Origin of the sequence: Sorangium sp. So ce394, assembly GCF_051474665.1 — a bacterium.
Lineage (GTDB): Bacteria > Myxococcota_A > Polyangia > Polyangiales > Polyangiaceae > Sorangium > Sorangium cellulosum_D.
Genome location: NZ_CP150339.1, coordinates 2,582,549 through 2,605,503, shown reverse-complemented (window position 1 = coordinate 2,605,503; position 22,955 = coordinate 2,582,549). Strand labels below are relative to the sequence as shown.

At 71.5% G+C, this 22,955-nt stretch carries 15 protein-coding genes; 7 read left to right on the top strand and 8 right to left on the bottom strand.

The features are described 5' to 3' along the window. Positions 1-925: 925 nt before the first annotated feature. From WMF33_RS09720 to WMF33_RS09695, 6 genes are all read left to right on the top strand, one after another. Positions 926-1,381, top strand: coding sequence for a hypothetical protein (locus WMF33_RS09720; RefSeq protein WP_437336887.1), 456 nt, complete (start codon positions 926-928; stop codon positions 1,379-1,381). 260 nt (positions 1,382-1,641) lie between these two features. Further along, complete coding sequence (locus WMF33_RS09715) at positions 1,642-2,832, top strand: cytochrome P450 (protein WP_437336886.1); 1,191 nt, start codon at positions 1,642-1,644, stop codon at positions 2,830-2,832. A gap of 257 nt (positions 2,833-3,089) precedes the next feature. After that, positions 3,090-4,328 carry a hypothetical protein gene (locus tag WMF33_RS09710; RefSeq protein ID WP_437336885.1) on the top strand — a complete coding sequence of 413 codons (1,239 nt, stop codon included), beginning with the start codon at positions 3,090-3,092 and terminating at the stop codon, positions 4,326-4,328. Positions 4,329-4,667: 339 nt separating this feature from the next. After that, a complete protein-coding gene (locus WMF33_RS09705) occupies positions 4,668-5,258 on the top strand; it encodes a GTP-binding protein (RefSeq protein WP_020733929.1) in 591 nt (196 codons plus the stop codon). Positions 5,259-5,393: 135 nt separating this feature from the next. Beyond that, entirely contained in the window at positions 5,394-6,707 is a 1,314-nt protein-coding gene (mgtE, locus tag WMF33_RS09700) for a magnesium transporter (RefSeq protein ID WP_437336884.1), read from the top strand. 745 nt (positions 6,708-7,452) lie between these two features. Next, positions 7,453-9,741, top strand: a complete 2,289-nt coding sequence (locus WMF33_RS09695) for a cellulose binding domain-containing protein (RefSeq protein WP_437336883.1) — start codon at positions 7,453-7,455, stop codon at positions 9,739-9,741. A gap of 174 nt (positions 9,742-9,915) precedes the next feature. Here the strand turns inward: WMF33_RS09695 and WMF33_RS09690 are convergent, their stop codons facing one another. From WMF33_RS09690 to ligD, 8 genes are all read right to left on the bottom strand, one after another. After that, positions 9,916-10,899 (bottom strand): rhamnogalacturonan acetylesterase, encoded by a 984-nt coding sequence (locus WMF33_RS09690; protein WP_437336882.1) that lies wholly within the window; start codon positions 10,897-10,899, stop codon positions 9,916-9,918. A gap of 773 nt (positions 10,900-11,672) precedes the next feature. Continuing rightward, the gene (locus WMF33_RS09685) at positions 11,673-12,896 is read right to left on the bottom strand and encodes a hypothetical protein (protein WP_437336881.1); all 1,224 of its coding nucleotides are present in this window, start codon (positions 12,894-12,896) and stop codon (positions 11,673-11,675) included. After that, on the bottom strand, positions 12,893-13,996 hold the full coding sequence (locus WMF33_RS09680; RefSeq protein WP_437336880.1) for a tetratricopeptide repeat protein: 1,104 nt from the start codon (positions 13,994-13,996) through the stop codon (positions 12,893-12,895). Before WMF33_RS09680 ends, WMF33_RS09685 begins: the two co-directional genes overlap by 4 nt. Beyond that, positions 13,993-14,631 carry an RNA polymerase sigma factor gene (locus WMF33_RS09675; protein ID WP_437336879.1) on the bottom strand — a complete coding sequence of 213 codons (639 nt, stop codon included), beginning with the start codon at positions 14,629-14,631 and terminating at the stop codon, positions 13,993-13,995. The genes WMF33_RS09680 and WMF33_RS09675 overlap by 4 nt, the downstream gene beginning before the upstream one ends. A 257-nt stretch (positions 14,632-14,888) precedes the next feature. Further along, positions 14,889-16,157 carry an arabinan endo-1,5-alpha-L-arabinosidase gene (locus tag WMF33_RS09670; RefSeq protein WP_437336878.1) on the bottom strand — a complete coding sequence of 423 codons (1,269 nt, stop codon included), beginning with the start codon at positions 16,155-16,157 and terminating at the stop codon, positions 14,889-14,891. 425 nt (positions 16,158-16,582) lie between these two features. Beyond that, positions 16,583-17,494 (bottom strand): hypothetical protein, encoded by a 912-nt coding sequence (locus tag WMF33_RS09665; RefSeq protein WP_437336877.1) that lies wholly within the window; start codon positions 17,492-17,494, stop codon positions 16,583-16,585. Positions 17,495-17,586: 92 nt separating this feature from the next. After that, entirely contained in the window at positions 17,587-19,074 is a 1,488-nt protein-coding gene (locus WMF33_RS09660; RefSeq protein ID WP_437336876.1) for an MDR family MFS transporter, read from the bottom strand. A 112-nt stretch (positions 19,075-19,186) separates the two neighbouring features. After that, positions 19,187-21,583, bottom strand: coding sequence for a non-homologous end-joining DNA ligase (gene ligD / locus WMF33_RS09655; RefSeq protein ID WP_437336875.1), 2,397 nt, complete (start codon positions 21,581-21,583; stop codon positions 19,187-19,189). A 153-nt stretch (positions 21,584-21,736) separates the two neighbouring features. Between ligD and WMF33_RS09650 the strand changes: the two genes are divergently transcribed. Beyond that, on the top strand, positions 21,737-22,951 hold the full coding sequence (locus tag WMF33_RS09650; RefSeq protein ID WP_437336874.1) for an ATP-binding protein: 1,215 nt from the start codon (positions 21,737-21,739) through the stop codon (positions 22,949-22,951). The last annotated feature ends 4 nt before the right edge of the window (positions 22,952-22,955 follow it).

Here is a 22,955-nt window from a genome sequence, read left to right as displayed (position 1 = left end):
AGGGCATGCACCTGCGGGCCCCGGCATGCACCTGCGGGCACTGGCATGCACCTGCGGGCACTGGCATGCACCTGCGGGCCGCAGCATGCGGCACCCGCGGAGACACGACCGCAGAGGAGGGTCCGGCTACCGCTCACGGCGGATCTCGAGACGACCGCTCAGGCCGCCCATCGCGCGGCTACCGCCTGATTTCTCGGTGAAAGCTGGTCGCGCCGCACGACGCGCGGCCCAGGCGTCGTCAGCCCGGATGAGCTCGCCAGCAGATGACGGGACGGGGAGGAGGCGGTATAAAACTGACCACCCCCGCGGCCGGACAGCATCGACGCACCGCCCCATCCCTTGCGCGGGCAAACCTAAATCGATATCATATGCGCTCGAGATAGACAACGGCAGAAGAGCACTACGACAGAGAGCCCACGCGGCCCCACGTAGCCTGTCGTGTCTTGTCTCATTGTCACAGCCCCAGTGAGGCACCTTTGTCGCCGGGACGACAGAGCCACTGAACTCTTTCATGATTCTGCTGTCCCGACACCGACTCTGACGTTGGCATCAACCGTGAATATGCTCCAACGCGAGGGCCGAACGGCTCTGCAAGTGGGGCGCATGAGCTCCGGGACGGCATGAGCGAACATTGATTTCGCAGCGCGCAGGGCTGTTCGCAGCAGCGCGCCGCGCGGGAGGGCTTCGTTATAGAAGCCCGCTCGGTACAACATGGCTGCATCGAGACCGGCGCGAGAGCGCCGGCGGGCGACCACAGGTCGAGATCGATCCATGCGGATGAGCACCCGACGGACGGGGCCACCCGAGCGCGCGATCGATCCATGGAACTCGTGACTGGCTCATGACGAAGCGGTGTTCTGCGTTCGTTGAACGTTAAACCAAACAAACGAAACAAACAAACCTGTTTCCACGAGGATAAACGAACATGAAGTCGATCAAGTCTCGCGTGCTCTCTGGTGTTGGCGCTGCTCTCGTTGCCCTCAGCCTGTCGACCACCGCGCTGGCGTCGTGGGATACGCCGGTCGCCAGCGACGCGCCGAACTACACCAATGTGGCCGCCGGGCTCGTGTCCGTCGCCGCCCAGCTCACCGATGTCCTGGATCTGAACGATGAGGTCATCAACGCCGAGCACATCAAGATCGTGTACCTCGACGACGTCCTCAACGACGCCGACATCGACATCCTCAACCACACGCTGAACAACCTCGTCCTGAACCTCCAGATCCTCAACCTGCAGAACGTGCTGAAGGACGTCGACGTCCTCAACGGGATCAAGATCGGCGACGTCCTCAGCAACAACGACGTCGATGTCAGCGATGTCGTCGGCGTCAAGGTCTTCGACGTCAACGGCATCAAGAAGCTGCTCGTGTTCGTCAAGTAGCTCTGACCGCGCGAACGCGGGCGGAGAGAGAACGAAGCCCGGGAGGTCGGCCGCCTCCCGGGCTTGGCTCGCTCAAAATGACCGACTACCCGGTCATCTTGACCGGCTGCGCGGCGCTCCGTCCCGCGCGACGGTCGCAAAATCCGGCGATCGCGGCCTGGCCTCCGGGGTGCTCTCGGGTGCCCCCGTGGTCCGCTCGCCCGCGCCGCCCTCGGTCCCCGAGCGCGCTGCCCGGCCGAGGGGCCCGGGAGGCAACCGCGATGCATCATCGGATGGACGTGCTCTCACCCGCGTTTCGCGCCGACCCGTATCCCTGGTACGCCGAGCTGCGCCGCGCGGCGCCGGTCTGCCAGGTCGAGCCCGGCGGAATGTGGGCCGTGAGCCGGTACGAGGACGTGCTCTTCGTCCTCAGGAACCCGGAGCTCTTCTCGTCGCACGGCTTCAAGGCGGCGTGGCAGCCGCCCTGGGTGGGGTACAACCCGCTCGCCAACTCGATGCTCGCCCTGGATCCGCCGGCGCACACGCGCCTCCGCGGGCTCATCCACCGGGCGTTCGGGGCGCGCACCGTGGCCCGCCTCGCGCCGCGCGTCCGCGCCGTCGCCGAGGAGCTCGCGAGCGGCCTCGCGGGAGAGCTCGACGTCATCGACGCGCTCGCGATGCCGCTCCCGGCCTTCGTCATCGGCGAGGTGCTCGGGCTCGACCACGGGCTCCGCCGGCACTTCAAGCGCTGGGCCGACGACATCCTCTCGGTCACGCCCGGCCCGGAGCCCCCCGCGCACGCCGAGCGCGTCCGGACGACGATCGCCGAGCTGACGGGGTACCTGAGCGACGTCGTCGCGGCGCGCCGCCGCGCCCCGGCGGACGACACCGTGAGCGACCTGATCCGCGCCGAGGCCGACGGACAGGCGCTGACGGACACCGAGATCGTCGACTTCCTCGTCTTGCTCCTGCTCGGTGGGCTGGAGACGACAACCCACCTGCTCGGCAACGCGCTCCTCTTCCTCGCCGATCATCCGGAGATGCTGCGGCGCCTGCGCGACGCGCCCGACCTCGTGCCGCTCTTCCTCGAAGAGGTGCTCCGGTATGACGGTCCGAGCCAGTCCGTGCCCCGCCTGACGACCCGGGAGGTGGCGCTCGCCGGGGCGACGCTGCCGCCCGGGGCGCTCGTGCTCGCGCTCGTCGCATCGGCCAACCGCGACGAGCGGCAGTACCCCGAGCCGGATCGGTTCGACCTGCACCGCGGCTCTCACGGAGGGCTCCAGTTCGGGCACGGCATCCACTTCTGCATCGGCGCGGCGCTGGCCCGCATGGAGGCCCGCGCGGCGCTGGAAGCGCTGGTCGCGCGCTTCGCCCGGATCGAGCGCTGCCCCGGGGAGATCGTCTACAACCGCACCCTCACCGTGCGCGGCCCGGTCGCCTTGCCGCTGCGGTTCGTCGCCGGGCCGGCGTGAGGCGCGGCAAGTTGACCAGACCAACGCGCCGGGAGGCGCAGGGCGCGTCACCCGCTCTCTCCGGCCGCGGCAAAAGGGCCCTGCCGCGCCTGCCATCTTGACAGAGGTCGCGCTCGCGCTATCCTCGCCACACCGGTCCGGAACAGGATCCGTCATTCCACCGACCGTCGAGTCATGACGGGCCGCGCAAGCGCCAGGCGACGATAGACGCAGAGACGTCCCCGTGCCGCACAGGCCGGGGATGACGAGGTCGCGCCATGCGAAAGGCGGAAATCGACGCCCTGGTGCGCGCGCATCGGGGCCGTGCCCGTCCCGTCGCCTTCTTTCATGTGCTCCGCCAGCCGGTGCTCGAGCCGGACGATCATGCCTTCTTGTCCGAGCACATCGAGGAGCTCGGGACATCCGATCTCCTGCGCTGGAGGGCGCGGTGCGAGAGCGGCTTCAGCGGGCCAGTGATTCAGCAGCTCGCCCGGCTCGCGATCCGGGATCCGGCGCACTTCCAGCACGAGGTGCTGGGCGTGCCGCGGCTCACGCTCGCTGAGGAGGAGTGGATCGAGCTCTCGGATCTCGTGCGCGGCAAGGTCCCGGCGGCGATCTACGAGCGCGTGCTCGCGCGCTGCCGGCGCGAGCCCGTCCAGTGGCCCTCGGAGTTCGTCCTCTCGCCGAAGGTCCGCAGTGAGCCGCTCCTCGACGGCGACGAGCTCGACGGCCTCGCCGAGCGCCCCGCGCTGCGCGATCTGCCGGTCGCGAAGATCCTCGCGGCGCGGCGGGCGGGGTTGCTGTCGCTCGACGACGGCCCGCTGGCCGCGCTCGCGATGGAGCGCGCGCGCGGGTCGGACGAGGACTGGAGCGCCCATATCCGCCGTTTTCCTGCCGTGCTCCGGGACGCGATCCTCGAGAAGGCGCGGCGGACGCCGCGGGGGTCGGAGCGGGCGAACCTGCTCGTCTGGCTGGAGGCGCACGGCGTGGCGCGGGCCGCGCTGCTCGACATCGCGCTCGGGTCGATCCGGGCGGGGGGCGACGCGTATGCCGTGCTCCCCTGGCTCGCGCGCCAGCTGACGACGCGGGCCGCCTGGGACAAGCACGGTCTGGAGACGCTCTCTGCGCTGATGTCGCGGCGCGCCTTCTCGGAGATAGGCGAGCTCGTGACGCTCGCGTGGAGCGAGGCCGGCCAGGGCGGCAAGGAGGTCTCGCGCGGCTTCCTGGAGGCGATCCAGGTCGCCTTCGCGCTGGTCCTGCTCGGGATGGCGCGCGAGGCGCTCGCGGCGGGCCACCAGGAAGGCGCGACGGCGGCGCTGTCGGCGCTCGCGTGCCTCGACCCGCCGTCGCGGGTGAGCCGCGCGGTCCACGAGCTCCGGCGGGTCCCGGGCGCGAGCGAGGACGTCGCGGAGCTCATCGCGGTGAACGAGCGGCTCGTGAAGCACAGCGACGCGCGCGACGCCTCCCTCGAGGGGTTCGTGGCCGCGCTCCACGCGATCGCCGACGCGTCCTGCTGAGCGCCGCCGGCGCGGCGCCGCTCGCCGCCGCGGCGGCGACACAGCGGCTCGCAGCGGGCGGCGCGCGACGTAGCGCGCGACGCGGGCGCCGGCGGCGCGTGACGTAGCGCGCGCCGCGCTCGACGCGGGGATTCGATGGGGGAGCGCCGTCGCCCTCCCTTCGAGGGCGGGGGCCGACTGCCTTCCTTCCATCGCGAGGGCCGGCGGTCGCCTCCTCTTCCCACGCGGTGGTCGGCCGCTGCCTTCGCTTCCCATGCGATCGCGGCCGATCGCCTTCGCTTCCAATGCGGGGACCGGCCTTGCCTCCCCTCGAACGTCGACTCTGTGAGGAGCACGCCGATGTCGTTCATCAACTATGCGACCCGGGAGATCTACTGCAAGATCGTCTATTACGGGCCCGGGCTCTGCGGGAAGACGACGAACCTTCAGTACGTGTACGATCGGACGGTGCCGAGCGCCAAGGGGCGGCTCATCTCGTTGAAGACGGAGAGCGATCGCACGCTGTTCTTCGATTTTCTGCCGCTCGATCTCGGGGGCCTGTCGGGCTTCCGGACGCGCCTCCAGCTCTACACCGTGCCGGGCCAGATCTTCTATCGAGCGAGCCGGAAGCTGATCCTGAAGGGGATGGATGGCGTCGTGTTCGTGGCGGACTCGCAGCGCGCCCGGCTCGACGCGAACCTGGAGTCGATGGCCGATCTCTGGGACAACCTCGCCGAGGAGGGCCGCTCGCCCGGGCGGCTGCCGCTCGTGATCCAGTACAACAAGCGGGATCTCGACGGGATCGCCGACGTCGCGGAGCTCCGCGCGCTCCTCAACCCGGGCGGAGCGCCCGATTTCGAGGCCGCGGCGGCGAGCGGCCGCGGCGTGTTCGACACCCTGCGGGCGATCGCGAAGCTCGCCCTCAAGGAGATGGATCGCGGGCGCCGCTGAGGCCTTTTGCGCGCAGATGGGCTCGTGCACGAGGGCACGGCGCCGTATCCTCGCGTTGCGTCGAGGCCGCCGCCTGCGCCTCGACCTCCTCGTCGTCCCCCCTTTCCCAGCAACCCCTCGTCGTGGAGGCGAGCCATGCCTGACGACCGTCTCACCGCCGCCGAGCTCCGCGAGATCTGGGCGGTCCTGTCCCCCGCGGAGCGCGTCGAGAGCTTCGAGCACGTCGACCGGAGCGAGGTCCACAGCTTCTTCCTGAGCCTGTCCGGGCAGGAGCAGGCGGCCATCCTGCTCGCGATGAAGAGCGGTGAGCGGCAGCTCTGGATGCGGCTCCTCGCGCCCGACGACGCGGCGGACGTGATCCAGCTCGTTCCGCCGCAAGACCGCGACTCGTTCCTCGAGATGCTCGACGAGCCGACGCGGCGTGAGGTGACGGCGCTCATGGCGTACGCCGAGGACGCGGCCGGCGGCCTGATGAGCCCGCGGTTCGCGCGCCTGCGGCCCGACATGAAGGTCGGCGAGGCCATCCGGTACCTGCAGCGGCAGGCCCAGGAGAAGCTCGAGACGATCTATTACGCGTACGTGCTCGACCAGGAGCAGCGGCTGCAGGGCGTGGTGTCCTTCAGGGACCTCTTCGTCGCGCCGGGTGACAAGCTGGTGTCCGAGGTCATGCGCCGGGACGTCATCTCGGTGCCCGACACGCTAGACCAGGAGGCGGTCGCGCGCGTCATCGCGCACCACGATCTCAACGCGCTCCCGGTCGTCGACGCCGAGGGCCGGATGAAGGGCATCGTGACGGTCGACGACATCGTCGACGTCGTGCAGCAGGCGGCCACCGAGGACATCCAGAAGCTCGGCGGCATGGAGGCGCTCGACACGCCGTACATGCAGACCAGCATGCTGGCCATGGTGAAGAAGCGCGGCGGCTGGCTCTCGGCGCTCTTCCTCGGCGAGATGCTCACCGCGAGCGCCATGGGGCATTACGAGGAGGAGATCGCGAGGGCGGTCGTGCTCGCGCTCTTCGTCCCGCTCATCATCTCGAGCGGCGGCAACTCCGGATCCCAGGCGACGACGTTGATCATCCGCGCAATGGCGCTCGGCGAGGTCACGATCAAGGACTGGTGGCGCATCGTCCGACGCGAGCTCACCGCCGGGCTGTCGCTCGGCGTCATCCTCGCCACGATCGGTCTGGTCCGCATCCTCGTGTGGCAGGCCATCTTCCACACCTACGGGGAGCACTACCGCGAGGTGGCCGCCACCGTCGCCATCAGCCTGATCGGCATCGTCACCTGGGGAACGCTCGCGGGCTCGATGCTGCCCTTCGCGATCCGCCGGCTCGGCTTCGACCCGGCCAGCGCCTCCGCGCCGTTCGTCGCGACCCTCGTCGACGTCTCGGGGCTCGTCATCTACTTCAACGTCGCGCAGATCGTCCTCCAGGGCACCCTGCTGTGATGCTCGGCCCCCGGCGCGGCCCGCGCGCTCGAAGATCGTGACGGTGAACCTCGTGCCGAACGACTCGGACGCGTGCTACGACGCGTGCCTGGACGACGGCGAGCTCCCGCTGAGCCAGCGCGCGCAGGCCTGCACCGCCGAGCGCCTCTAGCCGCGCCGGCCCCCACGACCACTGCACATCTGTCCACATGCTGTGGACTTTCTGTGGACAATCGAGCCCGGCACGCCGCCGCGGCGCGTGAGCTGCGAGGCGCGGGTTCCTCGGAGGAGCCACGGATCCGGACCCGTGCCCCGGCCGGCAGCGACAAGGATTCTCACGGAGGAGCTCGCTCGGCGGCCCGCGCAAGGGTCGCGGGGGATGTCGAGAGACCACCGACAAGGTCGGGTTTCACGGCCCTCCGCCATCGGGCGTCAGCGGGAGCCAGAGGCGTTCTCGTGCGCCGCGAAAACTCCGATTTGTCGAAAGCGCACGTTTTTTTGAGGCTCTGGTGATTGAGTCCGAGCTGCCGGAGCAACATGGAGGTCGTTCCTTGATCCTCGCTCTCCGGGGCCTCCGGTCGAATGATCCGCCGGCCCCGGAGAGCGAGGACCTTTCGCGGATCGCCTCGTGCGCCGCGCGTTATGAAAGGATTTTTCCATGCGAGCTTGCTTATCCGCAGCAACGGCCACTGCCCTCGTGCTCCTCGGGGCGTGTGTCATGGATGACGCGTACGGGCCTGAAGGAGGGCTCGAGCAACAAGAGGCCTTGGATCAGCCGCTGACGGGCGACGGGCTGACCGCGACGCTGACGTACGCGTCGGACTGGGGGAACGGGTACTGCGCCGACGTCGCGATCCAGAACACGGGAACGGCGGCGACGACGACCTGGCGGATCGCCATCGACATGAACGGCTCCGCCCTGGCGAACTCCTGGAACGCCGACGCGCGCGAGAGCGGATCGCAGCTCGTCGCGACGCCGAAAAGCCACAACGCGAGCCTGGCCCCCGGTGCATCGACGAGCTTCGGCTTCTGCGCCACGGCGAGCGGTTCCACGCAGCGCCCGGCGCTCGCGAGCGTGACGGCAGGCGGGTCGGGCAGCAGCGCCAGCAGCAGCAGCGCCAGCAGCAGCAGCAGCGCCAGCAGCAGCAGCAGCGCCAGCAGCAGCAGCGCCAGCAGTGGCGCAGGCGGCAGCGGCGGCTCCGGCGGCAGCGGCGGCTCCGGCGGCAGCGGCGGCTCCGCGCCGAGCGGCCACTATCAGATGGAGGACCTCGATCGCGGCGTGGTCGCCGTCAAGGTTTCCAACGGCGTTTACGTCGGGTGGAGGATGTTCGGTTACGAATACGACCCGGCGAGCCCAAACGCCATCTCGTACGACGTTTACCGGAACGGCACGCGCATCGCGAACGTCACCAACAGCACCAATTACCTCGACACCGCCGGCACCACCTCGTCGACGTACTCCATCCGGGCCGTCGTCGGCGGCGCCGCTCAGGCAGCCTCGCCCGCCGCCGCCACCTGGGGTCAGAACTACCTCCGCATCCCGCTCGAAAAGCCCGCCAACGGAGCGACGCCCTCGAAGTGCGACAACGCGGGCGAGAGCTATTCGTACTCCGCGAACGACGCGAGCACCGGCGACGTGGACGGCGACGGACAATACGAGATCATCCTGAAGTGGGATCCGTCGAACGCCAAGGACAACTCCCAGGCCGGCTGCACCGGGCCCGTGTACCTCGACGCCTACAAGCTCGACGGGCGGCGGCTGTGGCGCGTCGACCTCGGGAGGAACATCCGGGCAGGCGCGCACTACACGCAGTTCGTGGTGTACGACTTCGACGGCGACGGGAAAGCGGAGGTCGCCGTGAAGACCGCTCCAGGCACGCGCGACGGGACGGGCGCGTACCTGCGCCGAGGGCCCGCCGCCTCCGACGACGACGCGGCGGACCACAGGAACGGCGCGGGGTACGTGCTCAGCGGCCCCGAGTACCTGACCGTGTTCGGCGGGCCCGACGGCGCAGAGCGCGCGACGGTGGCGTTCGACGTGCCCCGCGGGACGGTCTCGTCCTGGGGGGACTCGTACGGCAACCGGGTCGATCGGTTCCTGGCGAGCGCCGGATTCGTGAGCGACCTCGGGAGAGGACAGGAGGCGAGCGGCCGGCCGGCGATCCTGATGGCCCGCGGCTATTACACGCGCGCCACGATCACCGCCTGGAGCTTCCGCGACGGCAGCCTCACCCAGATCTGGAAGGCGGACAGCAACGCGAACACCGCCTACACGGGCCAAGGCGCCCACTCGATGGCGGTGGCCGACGTCGACGCCGACGGTGCGCAGGAGGTGATTTACGGCGCCTCCACGATCGACAGCAACGGCACCCGGAAGTGCTCGACGAACTTCGGGCACGGCGACGCGCTGCACGTGAGCGACTTCGTCCTCTCGCGTCCAGGGCTCGAGGTGTTCATGCCCCACGAGGACGGCAGCAAGCCGACCTACGACATCCACGACGCGAACACCTGCGCGGTGCTCCGGCAGGGGCCGGTCACGGGCGCCGACACCGGCCGCGGCGTGGCGGGCGACGTGCTCGCGAGCAACGCCGGCGCCGAGATGTGGACCAACTCCACGGGAGGCCTCCTGTCCGCCACCAGCGGGTCGAACGTCGGGAGCCAGCCTGCCTCGGCGAACTTCCTGATCTGGTGGGACGCGGACGAGCTGCGCGAGCTGCAGAACAATACGTCGATCACGAAGTACGGCGGAGGCTCGCTGCTCAGCTGCAGCCAGTGCGCCTCGAACAACGGCACGAAGTCGACGCCGGCGCTCACGGCCGACCTGCTCGGCGACTGGCGGGAAGAGATCGTGTGGCGCGAATCCAATGACGCGGCGCTGCGGCTGTACACGACGACGAGCGTGACGACGCGGCGGATCTACACGTTGATGCACGATCCGCAGTACCGCATGCAGATCACCTCGGAGCAGACCGCCTACAACCAGCCGCCTCACCCGAGCTTCCATATCGGCGGCGGGATGGCGGCGCCCCCCAGGCCGGACATCCACGTGAGGTGACGCCGACCGCGCGCGGCGGGCAGGTCGCCCGGCGCGAGGCCGCGGCGCGGCCTGCCCGCCAGCGCGCGAGGGCGTGACGTCGAGCGGTCGGGGCGCCGCGCGCGCCACCGGCCGAGCGAAGCGTCGGGGCGCGGGAGCTGCGGGCCGGAGGCGCCGGAGCTGCGGGCCGGGAGCTCACTTGCGGTACTGCGCGAGCAGCAGGCCGGCGTCCGCGGTGCCGTCGGCGACGAAGCCCGCCATGGTGCGGGCGCCGGTCTCGTTGAAGTGAGTGCCGTCGACCGAGCCATCGGCCCGGACGAGGAAGAAGTCCTCGCCCGCCGCCACGCACCCGATCGAGTTCAGATGGGCGAGGGTCTTCTCGTTGAGATCGATGACGGGCACGTCGAGGTCGCCCCCGAGCTCCCGCATGGCCTTGGCATAAGCTGCCAAGCCGTTGCCGAAATCGTGGCTGTCCCCGGTGCACGATCTCCGCGGGGGCGGGGTGACGAGCACCGGGACGGCGTCGCGCGCCTGCGCGCCCGTGATGTACTGCTCGAGGTACGATTTGAAGTCCGTCGCGGGGTCGAGGTAATAGGGAATCGTGGCGCCGTCGTGCTCGTACGTCGCGTTCCTGTTGCTGTCGTTGGTGCCGAACTGCACCAGCAGGTAATCGCCGCGCTGGATGTCGTCGAGGATGTCGGCCAGACGCTCCTCGTCGATGAACCGGCGCGCGGTGCGGCCGCCGATGGCCCGGTTGTCGATGTGCACCCGCGCGTCGAAGAACTCTCCGAGCATCTGGCCCCAGCCCGCCTGGTGAATGGGGCTGTTCACGTACGTCTGAACGGTCGAGTCGCCGGCGATGTAGACCGAGACGTCGGGCAGCGCGGCGGCGCCGCCGCCGCCTTCAGAGCCGCCTGAGGCGCTCGTGGGCCCTCCGGCGGCGGCGCCGGCGCCCGAGCCGCCGGCGCCCGAGCCGCCGGCGCCTGCGCTGCCGGCGCTCGCGCTGCCGCCGCCCGAGCCGCTGGCGCCCGTGACGCTGCCCGCGTCGCCCGCGCCGCTGCCGCTCTGCGCATGCGCGGGGGGCGGGTCGTCGGCGGCGGCTGGGTCACAGCCGCCGGACGCGAGGCCGGCGACGAGGAGAGGAAGCACGACGGTCAAGAAGAGGGGGCGCGTTCGCATGACAAGCTCCTGCAGGAAAACAGCGGATGGAGGAAGTGCGCCTCGGTGCGGGCGGCGGGGAGACAGGGGGGTAGCCGCCCGACCGCGGATGCGCAGCGGGGAGGCACTCGAGGGGCGAGGCTCGGAACGAGGTGGGCGGTGAGAAGCAGGGTCGCATGGTCGAAATCGTGCGAAGCGCCGCCAGGCACCGCAGTGCTCTCCACGTGGGCCGAAGCGGGCGCGATCAATCACGGGTAGGCCGGACGTCCTGTGAGAACCGAACCTGTTTCACCAGGGTGCAAAATTACACATTGGAGACGTCGCAGGTCTCCGCGGATCTCCGTCGCAGGTCTCCGCGGATCTCAACCACGGTCGGGTCAGCCCAACCTCGCTGACCTCAACCACGGTCGGGTCAGCCCAACCTCGCTGACCTCAACCACGGTCGGGTCAGCTCAGCTCAATCCAGCTTCAGGACGCAAAATTGCACCGTGAATGAAGCGACGACCTCAACCACGGTCGGGTCGGCCGCCTCAACCACGGTCGGGCCGGGTCAACCCCAACCACGGTCGGGCCGGGTCAACCCCAACCACGGTCGGGCCGGGTCAACCCCAACCACGGTCGGGCCGGCCCAACCTCAACCACGGTCGGGTCGGCCCAACCCCGGGCCGGGTCATCCTCAACCCCGGTCGGGCCGGCCCAACCTCAACCACGGTCGGGTCGGCCTGGTCCGGTCCCGCCAACCCCACCGCAACCACGGTCAGCTCGCCCGGCTCGCCCGTCGGCGTGAGCGGCCGTCAGAGCTCGACGCCGAGGAGCACGCCTGGCCGCAGCCGGTAGCGCGCAAGGACGGTCTCGGTCCCCTGAGCAAGCGACAGGTCGTAGCGGACGCGCGCCGGATCGAGCTCGACGAAGAGCTCCGTGAACACCCGGAGATCCCGGCTCAGCGGCAGCTTCGCCACCGGGCCGGCCACCAGCACGAGCGCGTTCGAGGCGCTCGCCTCCGCAGGCGCGTACCCCGACGCCCCCGCGCTGCCCGGCCTCGGCGCCGCGTCCACATGATCGACACCCGCACCGAGGCGCACCCCGAGCTCGATCGGCATCACGCCCGTGGCCACCGGGTAGAGCCAGCAGACGTCCGCCCGGAGCGTGATCGTCCGGAGATCCAGGCCGATCCGCGGCTCCTCGTAACGCCGCTCGAACTGGTACTGAAAGCGCGCATCGAGGGCGACCCGGTGTCGGCCCCAGCCCCCGCCGAGCGCCACGCGCACCCCGGGGCCGTGCGTCAGACCCACCTCGGCGGAGTGCGCCGTCACCCCGTAGAACACCCCGAGCTCCAGGGCGCGCCGCGACGCCGCGGGCGCCGCCGCGGGGGCCGGCGCTTCGGCGGGAACCTCAGGAGGCGCCGTCTGGCGGAGGATGAGCGCGCGCGCCTGCTCCCGATCCAGCGAGGCGCGCGCATCCACGCGCAGCGACCGCAGCGACAGCTCCACGACCTGCGCCACGGACTCGCGATCGAGCTCGTCGAAGCGGCCCGAGAGCTCGATCGAGCGCACCAGGAACCGATCGGCCACGGGATCCGTGAAGTAGAGCGCCGCGCGGCGCGGATCGCTCACGTCGATCCAGCACGAGAGGGTCACGCCGGACGAGGCTCGCGTCGCGAAGAGCGCCGCCGCGTCGAACCGCGGCGCGATCCGGAAGCGGACCGCGAACGCGGAGAGCGCCTGGGATTCGAGCGCCGTCCGGATCGCGCCGAGGTGGTCCGCAGCGCCCGTGAGCGCGATCTCCACGACCGGCGCTCCGGGCACCGGCGCTCCGGCCACCGGCGCTCCGGGCACCGGCGCCCCGGGCACCGGCGCTCCGGACACCGGCGCTCCGGACACCGGCGCTCCGGGCACCGGCGCCCCGGGCGCCCCCGCCGTCCCGTCGCGCGCCAGGGCGCTCGCCGAGGAGAGCGCCGCGGCCGCGGCGACCGCGAGACAGAACGCCCCGCGCTGCGCGATCGCCCGCCGCGTGATCACCCTCCGAGCTCGGCGAGACGGCGGCGCGCGTGCTCGACGTACGGCGAGCCCGGGTGCTCCCGGAGCAGGCGCCGCCAGTTCTGGGCCTCGTCGGCCGAGCGGCCGAGCGCCCTCAAGGCGCGCCCGCGGCCATACAGCGCCTCGACCGAGAGCGGCCGCGCGCCGGCCACGCCGAGGTACCGGTCGAACTGCGCGAGCGCCGCCCCGGGCGAGCCGGTGTTGAGGAGCAGGCTGCCCAGCGACACGAGCGAGAGCGTGGCCTCCGGCGACGTCGCGAAGCTCTTCTGGAGCGAGCGATAGAGCTCGATGGCGCGCTGGGAGCTCCCGGCGCGCCGCGCGTCGTTGGCCTCCCGGAAGAGCTGCCCCGCGGTCGCCGCCGCGGAGGACGGCGCTGCCGCGCTCGGCCCCCGCGCCGCGTCGCGCGGCCTCGGACCAGGCGCCGCGACCTCCGGCAGCGCCGCCGGCGGCGTCGAGCGCGCCGCCCCGCTCGGCCCCGCCGGCGGCGCGGCGGCCGCCGCGCGCTCGTCCGCAGGCGGAGCGGCCTCCGGGAGCGCCGCCCCGCGCGGACGGGACACCGCCGCGCGCACCGCGGGCTCGATCGCGCGGACGCTCGGCCGCGGCGCCGCCTCCGGGCGCGGACCGACGAGCACCGTGGCGGCGCCGGCCACGCCGCAGGCGAGCACGGCCGCCACGGCGCAGAGCCAGACGCTGCGCCGCAACCCGGCCCCGCGCCGCCCCGCGAGGCCGCCCTCCGGCCGCGCATCGCCGTCTCCGCGCCGGACGTCGTTGTCGGGTCGCACCCCCGCGCCCGCGCGCCACACCGCCGCGCCCTCGCCGCCCACGCCCGCGGGCCACACCGCCGCCCCCTGGCGCCGCAGATCGATCGCGACCCCGCCGAGCGCGGCGTTCGCGATGCGCGCGAGGAGCTCCGCGTCCCCGGGCTCCGCCGCGCCCACGGCGTCGAAATCCTGCGCGAGCTCCCAGGTGATCCGGCACGACTCGCAGGAGCCGAGGTGGGCGTCGAAGGCGAGCCGGTCGGGCTCGGTCGCGACGCCGCGGCGCACCCGCGTGAGGAGCTCGCTCCGGCAGTCCGCGCTCATGATTCCCTCCCGCGGAAGAGCTCGGCGAGCTTCGCGTTGTTGGCGAGCGCGCGCCGCAGCGCCTCCTTGCCGAGCCGGAGGCGGCTCCACACCGTGTTCGGCGACACGCGGGCCAGCGCCGCGATCTCGTCGACCGTGTAGCCGAGCACGAAGTGAAGGGCGAGCGCCTCGGCGGTCGACTCCGGCATCCTGTCGAGCACCTCGAGCACCATCTCGCGCCGCCTGTTCGAGACCGTCTCGGCGAACGGCGACGCGCCGCTCTCGTCGGGCGCGATCTCGACCGGCGCGTCCGGCTCGTCGAAGCGCTCGCGCACGCGGAGGCGCCGGCGCGCGCCGAGCGCGGTCATCACCGCGATACGGCTCGCGAAATGGAGCACGGTGCACTCGGCGCGGAAGGAGGGCAGGGCCTGGAGCAGCGCGAGCACGGCTTCCTGGGTTACATCCTCGACGTCGGGGTGATGAGGGCCGAGCACCTTCCTCACGCTCCTCAACATGGCCCCGCCGAGCTCGGTGATGAGCGTGCGGATGGCCGCGGGGTCGCGCGCCGCCGCGGCCCGAGCGAGCCCGAGCAGGTCGTCCGCCCGCGGAGCTGCTCCCTCCGGCGGCATGGGGAGATCGGTCGCGGGCTTTCGCACGTTGACGACAATGCACGAGGCCAGAACACCGGGTCAAGGCGCACCGAGAGCGCCGGACGCCCGCGGCCCGACGGTGAAGCTCGGGAGCTGCTTGGTACGAGCGGCGCGCGGGGGTTGCACACGGCCCTACTGCCCACCCTCACTCGCCGAATGGAGATGGGATGTCAGCGCTGGTGGCGAGGAGAGCACCGACGTTGGGAGTCTCACCGCTGCTCCAGGCAAACCGCCGTGCTCGCGTGGCGAACGCGGCTCGCACGTCACGGCCCTCCGGAGCGCGGCCAGCCGTCGCTGTCCCATACGAGCTCGGAGATCCGCAGCGTGGGGGCGCCGTTCGCCTGGGCGTCGTAGGCGTGATAGAGGTTGTAGGCCCGGCCGCCGTCGAACACGACCGCGTTGTGTCCGGGCCCCCGCCACCGTGCGTCGCCTTGGACGAGGAGGGTGCCTCCTCCGGACCTCATCTCCCTGCCCTCCTTGTCCACGTACGGTCCGGTGATGCTCGTCGAGCGGCCGACGGCGATCTTGTACGTGCTGTCCGTGCCGCGGCAGCACGCGTCGAACGAGACGAACAGGTAATAGAATCCGCAGCGCCGGACGATGAACGGCGCCTCCAGCGCCCCGCCGGCGTCGGGGCGCGAGGCGAGCGCGTGGATCTCCGCGTCGGCCCGCTCCCCCGACGGGGTGAGCTTCACCATCTTGATGCCGCTCCAGAAGCTCCCGAACACGAGCCACGGCGTCCCCTCCTCGTCGATGGCGACGTTGGGGTCGATCGCGTTCCAGTCGTCCCGCGTCCCGTCGTTCGAGCAGATGGCGGCGCCGCGGTCCGCCCAGGGCTCTCGGGTGTCGAGCGACACCTTCGTCGCGTGCCCGATGCACGACTTGTTGCTGCCGAACGTGGAGGCGGAGTAATACAGATGGTAGGTGTCCCCGAAGCGGGAGATATCGGGCGCCCAGAGGTGGTCCACGCCTGGCACCTTGTTGCTCAGCCAGGCGGGTTTCGCGTCGAACACCCGACCGGCATCCTGCCAGTCGACGAGGTTCGTGGAGACCTTCATGGGGAGCCTGTCCCCCGTCTGGAACAAGTGATATCGGTCGCCCGCCTTGATGACCACCGGATCGTGGGTCCCCAGGTTTCCGGACAGACGCAGCGCCTCGGGCGGGCTCGCCGGGTCGAGCGTCGCTTCTGCGCACCGGTCGCCGACCTCTCCGCCGCCGGTTCCCCCCGCGCCGCCGGTCGCCCCTGCGCCGCCGGTCGCCCCTGCGCCGCCGGTCGCCCCTGCGCCGCCGGCCCCGCCCGCGCCCCCGGCGCCGCCCACGCCCGCCGTCGCGCCGGCGTCACCTCCCGCGCCGCTGGTCGATGAGGCGGACGCGGTCGTCGCGGAGGTGGTGGCGCCGGCAGTGCCGCTGTCCTGACCACCGGAGCCGGCCCCCGGGCCGGGCGACTCCGAACTGCAATGGAGCGACGCGACGACGCTGAGCAGGCCCCACGCGCGCGCAGACCCCCGTCGTACCCGAAATCGGCAAAGCATGAAGCGCATCTGAGACTCCTGAAGACCCCTGACTGACCGATCGTTCATCGACGGACCGCCCGTGGGCGGTCAACGCACGGACCTCGCGTGCTCCCCCGCGGCCCCACCGCGCTCCCCGGCGGAGCGACGGTGAGGTTGGCTCCCTCTCCTGTCCTCGAACGTCATCGGGAACCTGTCCCTCCTCGTTTCCCCGTGGATCGGAGCGCCTGCAATCAATCACCGGTCGCTCGAATTTCTCGCGGTCAGCTCAGAGCATTTCATTACAGCAGCAAAATTGCACCAAGGAAGGACACCGCGGCTCCACGCGGCCGCGCGCGTGTGCCGCGGAGGGGTCGCCTGTGCGCGCGGCTCCTCCAGCGCCGCCCGCGTGCGCCGCGACCGCTACGGGGCCATCTCCGCGATGCGCGGGGCCTGAGCGTGCGGGGTCATGGCGCGACGCGGTGGGCTTCGTAGATATCCGCCACGTTGGTCCGTGTCGACGCGAAGAACAGGACGGAGCCGTCCGGGGAGAGGTGCGGATCGGTGTCGCGCTCCTCGGGGAGGTTCACCGGCTCCTCGAGCGGCGCTGCCTCCTCGAACGCCGCTGCGTCGCTTGCCCGTCGTGCCCAGAACAGGTCTCCCCCTCCCTGGCGGCTCGATCGGAACAGGATCTGCTTGCCGTCGTCGAACAGGAACGGGCCGCCCTCGTCGCCCGGGCCGTCCAGCCCGGCGATCGGGACGAGCGCGCTCCAGTCGTCCTCCGGGCGTTCGCGCGACGCGATCGCGAGGTACGTCTCCGCGTCCGCGGGCGTGACGCCGGTCACGACGACGAGCCCTGGGGGATCGACGTGAGGGCCCATCACCGTGGCGCCCTCGACGGCGAGGGCGTCCACGTGCACCGGCGTTCCCCACGGGTCGTCCCGGCTGGCGCGCTCGGCGAGCCAGATGCCCTCCGGCTCGCGCCTGCTGTAGAACCAGATGCGGAGCCCATTTCCGGAGACGCAGGGGGTATCCTCGATGCTCTCGGCCAGGTTGATGTTCTCCACGGCGTGCGGCGCGTCCCAGGGCGATCCCACCCCTGCCCGCCGCGACGTCCAGATGTCCCGGCTCCCCCCGCGATCGGACATGAAATAGATCTCGAGCAGATCGTCCGTGAGGGTCGGGTCCTCTTCCCTCGCGCTGCTGTTGATCTCCGTCACCGCCGTCGGCGCCTCGAACCTCGGCCGCTCTGGCGCGCCCGCGCCGCCTCCGCCCTGTCCGGGCGAGAGCGCGCCGATCACGACGTGCTGGTCCTCGCACCCCGCCCCGCCGATCGCGAGCCACAGCCCCGCCGCCGCAATCCTCCGGAACCCGCTCATCGATCTCCGCCGACGATCAGAACCCCGCGCTTCCCCATACTCCCCCTTTCACCATGGAAGGCCCCGTGAGGGGGAGCTCGTCGCGCGGAGCCTCACCCGATCCCGGCTTCGCTCGGCGGCGCGACGGCCTTATCGTCGGCCGCCTGGAGGGGCACATGGGGGAACCACAGCGCCACCACGAAGCCGACCAGGCCCATGCCCGCGATGATCCAGAACACCGTCGTGAGGCCCGACGTGAGCGCCTCCCCGAGGTGCTGCAAGATCGACGGATCGAGCCCCCGCGCCCCCTCTGCCGTGAGCAGCCGGCTCGCCGCGTCCGCGGGGATGGTCGGATCCTTGGCGAGCTCAGCCGTGAGCACGCCGCCCATGACACCGACCGCCACCACGCCGCCGAGCAGCCGGGAGAACATCGTGCTCGCCGTGGCGATCCCGCGCTGATCCCAGGCGACGCTGCTCTGCACCGCGATGAGCAGCGCGACGTTGGACAGCCCCATGCCCACGCCGAAGACCAGCGTCGTCGCGCGGAGCATCAGCGGCGTGTCGTGCGTCCCGCCGATCGCGAGCGCGAGCCCCGCCGCCGCGGTGAAGCCGAGGCCGGCCCAGATGAGCGGGCGGAACCCGACGCGCGGGATGAGCCGCCCGCCGATCGCGCTCGCGACCGGCCAGCCGATCAGCATCGGCGCGATCGCGCTCCCGGCCTCCGTCGGCGTGCCGCGGAGCACGCCCTGCACGAAGAGCGGCACGAACGTGATGGTGCCCATCATCGCGCCGCCCAGGATGGCGCCGGCCACGTTGGAGGTGAGCATCACCGGCCGCCGGAAGAGCGGCAGCGGGATCATCGGCTCGGGGGCCCGGCGCTCGACGGCGAAGAACACGGCGAACAGCGCCACCGCCGCGATCGAGGCGAACAGCGTCGTCCCCCCGCCGAGCCTCCCCGTGGCGAGGAGCAGCGCGACCACGGCGGCGGACAGGAGCCCCGCGCCGAGGAAATCGAGCGCGTGAGGCCGCTTGTCGATGCGCTCGTGGAACGCGCTCGCCACGAGCGCGACGGACGCGATGCCGAACGGGATGTTCATGTAGAAGACCCAGCGCCACGAGAAGTAGTGCACGATGAGCCCCCCCACCATCGGGCCGATGATGCCGAACAGCCCCCAGGCGGCCCCGAAGACGCCCTGGATGCGCGCGCGCTCGTTGAGATCGAAGATGTCGCCCGAGATGGTCATCGCCATCGGCTGCATCGCCCCGGCGCCGGCCCCCTGGAGCGCGCGGAAGGCGATGAGCTGCGGCATCGACCGCGCCGCGCCGCTCGCGATCGAGCCGATCAGGAACACGGCGATGCCGAACAGCATCACCGGCTTGCGGCCGTAGATGTCCGAGAGCTTGCCGCAGATGGGCACCAGCACCGACGAGGTGAGCAGGTAGGCGGTGGTGACCCAGGCGTACTGTTGAATGCCGCCGAGATCGCCGATCACGGTGGGCATCGCGGTGGCCACCACCGTCGACTCGAGGGCGGCCATGGCGAGGGAGAGGATCAGCCCGACGACGGTGAGGGCGCGGTGGGTCTTGCGTTCTGAAGCCATGCAGGTGGTTGGGGATGTGGTGTGGACGAGCCGGCGCGGCAAGCGTGACACCGCGCGGCGCCGCTCGTCGAGCCGCGAGGCGCGCGGCGCGCCGCGCGGAGCGCCCGCCCGCCTACGCCGGCATCCGCAGCGCGCGCCGCATCGCGGCCGTGATCTTCTGTCGGACCTCCCCGTAGCCGGCCCACGGGTCCTCCCGCAACGACGCCAGGCGCTCGGGCAGGCTCCTGAGCGTGAATCGGTCCGAGCGCATCTCGGGGCCGAGCTCATCCCAGGAGAGCGGCGCCGACACCGGCGCCCCCGGCCGGGCGCGCGTCGAGTACGCGGCCACCGACGTCGCGCCCCTCGTGTTGCGCAGGTAGTCGATGAAGATCTTCCCCTTCCGCTGCGCCTTCGACACCGCGATCGTGTACCCCTTCGGATCGCGCCGCGCGATGTCCCCCGCCAGCGCCTTCGTGAAGGCGAGGCACTCGTCCCACCCGCTCGAAGGCGTGAGCGGCACCACGATGTGGAACCCCTTCCCGCCGGTCGTCTTCACGAAGCTCTCGAGGCCGAGCTCGGCGAGGCGCTCCCTGAGCAGGAGGGCGGCCGCGATGACGCGCTCCCAGGCCACCGAGGGATCCGGGTCGAGGTCGAACACCACCCGATCCGGCTTCTCCAGCCGCGATGTCGTCGAGTTCCACGTGTGGATCTCCAAGATCCCCATCTGCGCGAGCGACACCAGGGCTTCGGCCGAGTCCGCGACGAGGTACTCGCCCGCCTTCGTCTTCTCCTGGATCGTCACGCGCCGGAGCGCCGACGGCCCCCACACCTTCGCGTGCTTCATGAAGACGCACTCGCTCTCCGCGCCCTCCGGACAGCGCACCAGCGTGAGCGGCCTGCCCTTCACCTGCGGCACCATCCGGCCGGCGACCGACGCGTAGTAAAGCGCGAGCTCGCGCTTCGTGATCCCCTGCGACGGGTACAGCACCCGGTCCGGGTGCGACAGGCGCACCCCCGCGACCGACGCGCCGTCGCCGTCCTCCGCGCCCCGCGCCTGCCGCGAGCGCGCCCCGGCGCTCTTGCTGGGCGCCGCGCGCTCGCTCGCCTTGGGCGCCGCGCGCTCGCTCGCCTTGGGCGCCGAGCGCTCGCTCGTCTTGGGCGCCGTCGCCTTCCCCTTCTTCCCCTTCTTCCCCTTCTCCCCGGCCGGCGCGCTGCTGCACGACGCGCGGACCCAGCCCGGACCGCGGCCGGGCACGTAGGGCGCGTCGACCCGCTTGGACACGATCCCCTTCAGCGACAGCTGGCACCCCTTTTGGACGACCTCCTCCCACGACCCCTCGACGTGATCGGCGTAGCGCAGGGCGCCCCCGCCCTTGCTCGCGTCGCGGAGGAGCCGCTCCAGCGCCTGCTTCCGCGCCGAGAGGGGCGACGCCATGAGATCGTGGCCCTCCAGGTACAGGAGATCGAAGACGAAGTAGACCACCTCGCCCTCCCGGGACGCGGCCTTGGCGCTGGACGGCGGCGGGGCCGTGGTGCCGTCGCGCCGGAGCACCGCCACCTCGCCGTCGAGCAGCGCGCTCTTCAGCCCGAGCCCCGCGATCGCCGCGGCGATGTGCTCGAAACGGCCCTCCTGCTCCTTCCCCTTCTCGTCCACGAGCCGCGCGCGCCCGTCCTCGACCCAGGCCATGATCCGGCGGCCGTCGACCTGGATCTCGTGCAGCCACCCCTCGCCCTCCGGCGCCCCCCTCGGCTTGCTCTTCGCCTTGCTCGCCGCGAGCCGCTCGGGCAGCTGCGGCCGCACCTTCTGCGGCATCGCCGCCTCGCGCGCGCCCTCCACCCGCCCCGCGACGCGCGCCCAGCCGCCGTCCCCCCGCGCCCCGCGCCCGCCGCCCGCCGCCTTCTTGTTCTTGGTCTCCTTCTCGGCCCGGTTCGAGTGCCACACCCGGTCCTTGGCCGCGGCGATCTCCTCGAGCTGCCGCCCGCTCGCCACGCTCTCGGGCCGGGCGTCCACGACGCTGTACTCCTTCGTGGCGCGCGCCTCCGCGTCGTCCTCCTTGATGAGCAGCCAGCTCCTCCCCTCGTCGTCATCCCGCCCGCGGGTCTTCACGAGGGTGAAGCCGCCGCGGAGCTTCTCACCCCGCAGGAGGAACTTCAGCTTTCCGGCGTGATATCCCTTGTGCGGGTTCTCGAGCGGCACCCACGTGCCCCGGTCCCACAGGAGCACTGTCCCACCCCCGTACTGGCCTCGCGGGATGATGCCCTCGAAGTCGCCGTACTCGAGCGGGTGATCCTCGGTGTGCATGGCGAGCCGCTTGACCTCGGGGTCGAGGCTCGGCCCCTTCGGCACCGACCAGCTCTTGAGGACACCCTCGAGCTCGAGGCGGAAATCGTAATGCAGGTGCGAGGCGGCGTGCTTCTGGATGAGGAAGGCCCGCTCCTCGCCCTCGGCGGGCGCGGCGGTGGCCTCTTGTCCCCGCGGCTCGGGTGTGATGGAGAAGTCGCGTTTGCGCCAGTACTCGCGCAGTCCCATGCGCTAGGGTTAGCAGAGGGCTGCACCCGCTGCAGCCGAGCTGCTGAGGACGCCGGGGGCTCCGGCCGCACCTCGGGACACGCATTCGAGCGGTCGACGGAGAAAACAAGGAGCATGTCCGGAATGGAACCCCCCTCGAAGGAGGGTAGGTTGATGGCGACCCTCGGGCGACTGCTCGAGCTCCCCGCGGCCGACCTCCGGCAATCGCTGAACCAGGCGAGTGAGCTCCTCGGGAGCGCGCTCGACGCCGACAAGATCGACATCTTCCTCTTCGATCCCAGCAGGAAGACGCTGTGCGCCGCCGGGACGAGCAACACGCCGATGGGCCGGCTCCAGCAGTCGCTCGGCCTCGATGTCCAGGCGGTGGCCAACGGCGGCTCGATTGCCCAGGTCTTCACGACCGGCGATCCCTACATCACCGGGCACGCGGACCAGACGCCCGGCGAGCTCCCGGGCGTGGTCCACGATCTCGGGGTCCGGTCGCACATCGCGGTCCCGCTCGTCGTCGAGGGCGAGCGGCGAGGGGTCGTCTCCGCGCAGTCCGCCCGGCCGGAGTTCTTCACCGAGGAAGATCTCCGCTTCCTGAGCGCCGTGTCGCGCTGGATCGGCGCCCTGACGCACCGGGCGGAGCTGGTCGAGCAGGTCACCACGGCCGCCGTCGCGCAGGGCCGGCGCCAGGCCGCCGAGGAGCTGATCACGGTCGTGGCGCACGATCTGCGGAACCACCTCGGCCCGCTCATGAACCGCATCGATCTGCTCCACCGGCGCGCGGAGATCGCCGGCCGGGACGACGACCTGCGCGACCTCGACCGGGCGAGCGACGCGGTCGATCGGCTCGGCCAGCTCGTCTCGGACCTGCTGGACGTCGGGCGCCTCGAGCAGGGGCTGTTCGAGATCGCGCCGGCGCCCGTGGATCTGGTGGCGCTGGCGCAGGACACCGCCAGGGCGCTCGGGTCCCCGAGCGTCGAGGTCCGCGTCGAGGGCCCGCCGGAGCTCGCCGTCGTGGCGGACAAGGCGCGCATCCGCCAGGCGCTGGACAACCTCGTCAGCAACGCGATCAAGCACTCGCCCCGGGGGAAGTGGGTCCTCATCAAGCTCAGCAGCGATCTGCGCGAGGGAAAGGAGCGCGCCCACATCGATGTGGTCGACCACGGCTCCGGCGTGCCGCCGGAGCTCCTCCCGAGGATCTTCGACCGCTTCGTCACCGGCGGGAAGGCGCCGGGGATCGGCCTCGGGCTCTACCTGGTCAGCCGGATCGCCGCCGCCCACGGGGCCACGTTGACCGTGAACTCCCCCGCCGGCGAAGGCGCGACGTTCCGGCTGAGCTTGCTCGTGAGCGGACCGCCGGATCACGCGAGAGGAGCGTGACCGG